Genomic DNA, 6,402 nt, shown 5'->3' with positions numbered 1-6,402 from the left:
TTTCATGCTTTAAAACATCTACCTGTCTACCTTTAAAGCAAATACATAAAAAGCTGCACGCATAGTGCAGCTTTTTTTGCAAAATTTTCTGATTGTCTTTTTGTATCATTGTCTCTCATATCAGACAACTTCACCAGCCCATCATCCTTAATACTCCCCTTTAAAAAAACATAAGGAGTTGCTCATCGCTGCCAATAGGCATTGTTCTTGTTTTGGAAAAGAGCTCTGAAAACTTCCTTTTCAACTGATCATCAAGAAAAACTATACAAAGCATGGGATATACCATAAACACGTAGAAGAAAATTGTACCTTATAACCTCTTGGGGAGGAGCATTGTGACAAAGAAAAAATCCATGATTTTTACCCAAATGGGACTTTTCCTTGTTTTGGGCTTTAGCAGCTTTGCCGATGAAACAGCACAAGTTACATTTGCTCTCCACTTAGCAGAAAGCACAGCATCTATTTCAATGCTGCTGTTTGCAGGGCTTGTCGGGGCAATTTGTGCCGGACCAATTGCACCACGCCTCTTGCATCACTTCCAACCAGCGCGAACAGTACCCATTGTTTTATTGTTTGAAGCACTCTTTATAGCCACAGCTGCAATCGCCAACCAATTTTGGGTTTATATTGCCCTTTCTTTCGCACTAGGTTGTGCTGGTTCACTCTTTTGGTCTGCTATCCTCGTTTCCGTCCCAGAATTTGCAACCAATGATCAGCAATTAGACCGTATCAACCGCATTATCCAAACAGTTCGTAATCTTGGCTATATTGCAGGACCACTGTTAGGGGGCGTGTTGTATGGAATATCAAACGGGCAAAAAGGATTGTTTGTGTTGTCAATCATGGTTCTTTTTGCTACCTTTATCACTCTCTTCTGTTTTAAAAGTTTTAAAATTCATACACAAACGACAAACACAACGCAAAAAAGCAAAAAAGGGCTAGATTTAACGGGTCTCTTGCGTAAAAAAAATGTTGTCTATGCTCTTTCTCCCCTCATCATTACCATCATCCTCACCTCTGCTCTCAACGTCTTATCGATTGTCCGCATCCGCACTGAGCTGTACTTCAGTGCAGAAACCTATGGGGTAATCACAAGCATGTTAAGTCTTGGCCTCGTGGTTGGTCCACTCTGTTTCTCCAGCCTTTTTCATCGCTTTGGCAATGCCGCTGGTGCATCACTTGCCGCTACAATAATTGGTTTTGCAATTTTCTGCTTTTCCTTAACACATATTGTATGGTTAATGATGCTGTCATTTTTCATCCTTGGGGGTGCTAACGGCGTGCAAAATGCTCTGATGGCAAGTTTTATGATGAAAGCCATTCAGAAAGAACACCGAAACAACCAAATGCCTGCCTATATCTTTATCATACAAACAGCGGTGTGCCTTGGCTTTCTAGGAGCCGGTTTTGTAAAAGTGCATCACACCCAAAGCACACTGTTTATCATTGGCATCGCCACAATGATCACAGGCATCTTAGGTTTTATTGTGAACAGTGCCGTACAAAAAAAACAGAGAGAATTTGATAATGGTTAGTGGACGAGGCGTTTTTCTCAAGCAAACCATACACCCCAAAAGGACATGACAATCACCACCCAATCAAATTTCAATAAAATCCCTATCAAATCGTTGTATCCCATGCAACCCCATACCAACCCAATAGGACTTTGATAAACCACTCTTTAATGTAGAGCAACTAACAACCCTCCCCAAAACTTGATATTTTAAAGTAAAAAAAACGATAACATCATGCAACAAGACCCTATAGGCTTAAACTTTTACAATGGAACAGGCGGTTATGTATGGCAACTTGCAAACACCATGCAACATGACTTGAATGAAAACATCCACACGCTTGAATTGCAAAAACCAACGCCGCCCATAGCCATCAATTCTTTCGCTGTCTACCCAAGTGAACTCAATCCTTTATCACGCGTTCAATGGGCAAAAGATGTACAAATAATAAAAAACAAACCAGCACTCATTGGCAAACGGCAAATACAACCCATCACCATTGTTTCTACAAAAGGAGCGGCATTTGGCGGATTCGATTTTCCCACATTTGAAGCACTTCGTGAAGGCTGCCTTGTCCAATCACTGAGGGAAATACAATTCAATGGTACTCTTCTTGCCTCTGGAAGTCTTTTGATATCACTTTTACAACACGGTCTCATCGAAACAGATCAAAAAGCATTTTCAGAAAATGATGCAACCGCTCTTTTACGAGAGCCAACATGTATTATCATAGATTCTTCTCTTGGCAGTCTTGCCATTAATCAACTCAATGGGCGTACAATCCGGCTTCATGAAAAAACAAAACATCTCTTGAAGCAAGCCACCACACCAATACGTATTCAATATCCGCTAGAGGATTCAATAAAGTTTTTTATAAAAGCAGGAATGCTACGATTGGTAAAATTATAAGGATAAAAAGATGCAGCTGATAAGACCTGGCATGGGAACAGAAAATAGTGCACAGCTCATTTATGCGCTTATTCAAATGGCAAGACCGCGCACAGTCATTGAAATCGGTGCTGGTGATAGTACGCGCTTGATTGCTAAAGCACTGCAAAAAGCAAAACAAGCATGGCAACAAGATAAAAAACTTTTAGAATCTTCCACCTGGGAAGAGCGTACAGCTTTGCTTGATCCTTCAGGAATCCTTGAGAATTACGAACCTCGGCTTATCACCATTGATGATTTTACAGTCGAAGGTCAATCAGCAGAAGAAGCATGGCAAAAACTGCTTCAAGACGGTATTGAAAAAAACATGGTAACATTTATCCATGAGAATTTTTTCTCTCTTGATGAAAGCACCCTCAAATCTTGGGGACCAATAGATTTTGCTTGGCTTGATGCTGGAACGCCCGCAGATGACGTGCGATTTGTTATAACCCTTTGGGAACACATCACCGCGGGTGGTTATCTTTGTCTACATGAACCAACCATAACAACAACAATTGCTCTCAATGGCGAACAGCGGGTTCGACGCGTCAGAACTCCTTTGTGGGAAGAAATTCTCTACCGGCTTGATGGCTCCTATGAAGCTTTAACACTCCCCGAAAACCACAAATATCGCCAAAGTGGTCTGGGGATTATTCGTAAACGCACCTTTGCCGAACAAATTGTACGCGCACAATCGCTACAAGCAGAACTCATAGAAATCAATGAAATTCCCATTCGCAATGATCTTTTGCCCATGGGGAAAGAAACCCTTCACAAACGCAATACCCGCAATTCACTGATCTCTGCCATGACCTCCCCGACACTGCGCGCTGTTTATGCCGCCATTATCCTTGGTGCAAAAAATCTTACTGATATCCTCAAACATGTCGATTCAGATGCCAAAAACATTCACAAATCCATCAATCGCCTTTTGAATCTCGGACTTATTCACAACACAACAGAAGGATTTCAAGCCGAAGAGACAGTGTGGAAAATGCTAGAAAATAAACATGAGCGGAATAGGGAAAATTTAAGCGACCGCCATTTAGAAACAGAAGAGATGCTATCAAAAATTGGTGAAGCCTTTCAGAAGGAAAAAATCTATAGCGAAACGGAAGTTTCCAAGATATGCAACCTCTTTACGATAGACTTTGCCCGATTACGACGCACTCTTGTTGAGAGAGGTTTTTTACAACGCCATGGAGGAAAATATCAACGCATGCGCTAAAAGAGAATTGAAAAATGATTAGCGAACGCTATCGTTTTTCTTCTCTATTTCAAGAGAATGAATAACCTTCCACTAAAAAAATATAATTTCATTAAAAGGTTACAAAATCATTCATCCCATTCATATGTTGACAATCTATGGAGATGAGATTAGCGTGCCCTCTTCGCAAGAGATGCAATGGGGAGGAACAAGAGTGCGGGATGCCAATTGGTTATCAAAAAGGATTGGGTGGTTATCAAAAAGAATTAGAAATAGTCAAAACCATCAGGAGAAGATATAGGATCAAGGTCTCAATGATCTTACGATTGTTGCGCGAACATCCGGGCACAGTGTTGTTGCTCAATCCAAATCATGCTCGATATTTCTAAAAACATCGTAGAAAAAACAATATTCTTGCATTGGACTGGCTAGTGAATCAAGAAAGATACTATTTCAACGAAATGTGCACAGCAGAAATAGGGCTGGCAAAACTTCCTCAAAAGATACAACAAAATGTCTTTGATCATTTAACAACACTTCTATGGAAATTCCATGGGCAAAAATAAAATTCCTTTTTTCATCTATAGCACAGTTTTTCTTTCTGAATTTTCCTTTTTCTTTGTACTCCCTCTGCTTGGAAACTCTTCTCTCATAACTGCTGCCAATGTTGCTTTTTATCTCGCTGGATCGGTAATCCTTGAAAGCATTCTCATGGTAACCACAACAGGTTTATTAGAAAGATTTTCGCGTAAACTCTTAATGGCTAGCGCCTTTATTTTAAGGAGTAGCGCTTTTGTGTGCATTATCCTATCGCTCACACCTTCTGCATGGTTGATCTTTTTTACCTTAATGGCTTTTTCGAAAGCAATTTCAAAGCCATTTTTGAGAGAAATTTTATCAGAACATCTCAATGAAAATGCTCTTAAACGCGCATTAACTCTCTATTCTTTTTTTCAAAATGCTGCTGTCGTTATCGCCCCTCTTGTTGCAACGAGTGCCATAAAATACAACGCATCAACCTTCTTAATGGCTTTTTTTGCACTCATTGGTTTATATCTTTGTGTTCTATCCATTCAAATTGTTTATCATTACCCGCATAAAACATTATCTCTTGAAAAGAATAAAAAAACAAAAAAAGCTCTTCTTTCTTCTTTAAAAACAATAATACATAATCGTTCTATTGCTTATTTGCTGGTCACGGCTTTGTTTTGTGCATTCCTCATGGGAATTTTCATCACCACCACAACACTTCTCAGTAAATTTGACAGCAATCTCGCCCCTTATAGTGGAATTTTCTTTTCAATTGTTGGCATCAGTATTTGTATCTGGCAAGGAATAATTAATAAACATCTCAGCCTTTCCGATAAATCAACTTTTTATCTGCTCTGCTTTATGGGAAGTTTCTCCTCATTTTTCCTCATAGGTGGGGTCTTTACCGCTGTGACTGCGTTAATTGCCTACAGTGTCTATGAATCTGTCATGATTCCAGAAATATACTATCAAGCAGGGAAAACAACCTCATCCCTCTCTGCCAGTGTTCTTTTCAGTTATATTCTTGTTATTTCAAATATTGGCCAAGCCGCCGGCTCATGGACAAGTGGATGGATTATCAGCCATTTCAACAATCATATCGCTTTCACCTTTTGCATGATTGTTGGTGCCTCCGCCTTTGCTTCTTGCCTTTGCCTCATGCAAACGAAAAAATAAGCAGCTTCCATGTCACATATAGTTTTTACAACCGGTGGCACAACAAGAGCACTCAAAACACTTCGCCATAAATCACTCAATTATGATTTTGAACACACTCTGCGGCAAAAAAGCTCAAAACGGTCTCTAAAGATTGCTCTGTAAACGCCGTTGCAAATTGTCTCATAGCTTAAAGGATTATGGGGTAGACAAGCGTAAGGTAGCTACATTCTGCACGAATAATATTCTATTGATATCCATGTGCAATACAGCCAAATCATTTTTCTTATAATTCGCTCATTTCTGCCATGACCTCACCGACACTACGCGCTGTCTATACTGTTATTATACTTGGTGCTAAAATTCTTTCTGATATCCTCAAACTTGTCAATTCAGAGACCAAAAACATTCACAAATCTATTAATCGCCTTTTAAACCTTAGTCTTATTCAAAACACAACAAAGGGATTTCAAGCAATCGATAAATTATGGCAAGCGCTAGAAGATAAAAATGTACGAAATATGGAAATTTTTAGCGATCGCCATTTAGAAACAGAAGATATACTTACAAAAATTGCAGAAGCATTTAAAATAGGAAAAACTATCGCGAAACGGAAACATCAAAAATATGTAGCCTTTTTACTTTAGATTTTGCGAGATTAAGACGAATCTTGGTGGAAAATGGATTTTTAAGACGATATGCAAGCAAATATCAGCGCATACGTTGAAAGAAAAAATTCAAGCATTTGAGTTTTTCTTATGCAGCGTTTTGTTTTTTTGTTTTCTGTAAAGAAAGTTTAGGCCAGCTATACGCCCCCCTTAGTATTTAGTGGTATAGATAGTTTGGAGTTCAAGGAATTGTTTGCAGTTTTTTGTTACAAAAAGTTAGCAGATTGTTTTGAGGATGACGATATACAGGCTACACATAGGACAAAGGGAGAGATGACATAAGAACCAAGAGAATCTGAGTTTAGATTTAATTTCTACAAAGCCTTTATGCGCGTAAATTAGATACCTATACGTTCTTCCCCTACCCTACTTAATCTTATAATAAGGCAGCTCCGTA

Annotated in this window: 6 protein-coding genes; all 6 read left to right on the top strand. The window is 39.2% G+C overall.

What is annotated here, in order from left to right:
* Nucleotides 1-335 precede the first annotated feature (335 nt).
* The 6 genes from ACFINR_RS08915 to ACFINR_RS08890 all read left to right on the top strand — a co-directional run bounded on the left by ACFINR_RS08915 (nt 336) and on the right by ACFINR_RS08890 (nt 6,064).
* Nucleotides 336-1,535 carry an MFS transporter gene (locus ACFINR_RS08915; protein ID WP_375654132.1) on the top strand — a complete coding sequence of 400 codons (1,200 nt, stop codon included), beginning with the start codon at nt 336-338 and terminating at the stop codon, nt 1,533-1,535.
* Between the two features lie 213 nt (nt 1,536-1,748).
* Complete coding sequence (locus tag ACFINR_RS08910) at nt 1,749-2,423, top strand: hypothetical protein (RefSeq protein ID WP_375613882.1); 675 nt, start codon at nt 1,749-1,751, stop codon at nt 2,421-2,423.
* 10 nt (nt 2,424-2,433) lie between these two features.
* Nucleotides 2,434-3,672 carry a DUF2087 domain-containing protein gene (locus ACFINR_RS08905; protein ID WP_375613881.1) on the top strand — a complete coding sequence of 413 codons (1,239 nt, stop codon included), beginning with the start codon at nt 2,434-2,436 and terminating at the stop codon, nt 3,670-3,672.
* A 531-nt stretch (nt 3,673-4,203) separates the two neighbouring features.
* The gene (locus ACFINR_RS08900) at nt 4,204-5,358 is read left to right on the top strand and encodes an MFS transporter (protein WP_375613880.1); all 1,155 of its coding nucleotides are present in this window, start codon (nt 4,204-4,206) and stop codon (nt 5,356-5,358) included.
* 287 nt (nt 5,359-5,645) lie between these two features.
* Nucleotides 5,646-5,984, top strand: coding sequence for a hypothetical protein (locus tag ACFINR_RS08895; protein WP_375613879.1), 339 nt, complete (start codon nt 5,646-5,648; stop codon nt 5,982-5,984).
* Nucleotides 5,963-6,064: a DUF2087 domain-containing protein gene (locus ACFINR_RS08890; RefSeq protein WP_375612583.1), complete on the top strand. Its 102-nt coding sequence runs from the start codon at nt 5,963-5,965 to the stop codon at nt 6,062-6,064. Before ACFINR_RS08895 ends, ACFINR_RS08890 begins: the two co-directional genes overlap by 22 nt.
* The last annotated feature ends 338 nt before the right edge of the window (nt 6,065-6,402 follow it).

It is taken from the genome of Bartonella sp. AP19HLJMH (assembly GCF_042196245.1).
Lineage (GTDB): Bacteria > Pseudomonadota > Alphaproteobacteria > Rhizobiales > Rhizobiaceae > Bartonella.
Note: the sequence above shows the minus strand (reverse complement) of the source record. Positions and strands in the feature narration are given on the sequence as shown.

Excerpts from the sequence above, each read along its gene's own strand:
- ACFINR_RS08910 (WP_375613882.1), top strand. The coding sequence starts at position 1,749 with ATGCAACAAGACCCTATAGGCTTAAACTTTTACAATGGAACAGGCGGT.
- ACFINR_RS08905 (WP_375613881.1), top strand. The coding sequence starts at position 2,434 with ATGCAGCTGATAAGACCTGGCATGGGAACAGAAAATAGTGCACAGCTC.
- ACFINR_RS08900 (WP_375613880.1), top strand. The coding sequence starts at position 4,204 with ATGGGCAAAAATAAAATTCCTTTTTTCATCTATAGCACAGTTTTTCTT.
- ACFINR_RS08895 (WP_375613879.1), top strand. The coding sequence starts at position 5,646 with ATGACCTCACCGACACTACGCGCTGTCTATACTGTTATTATACTTGGT.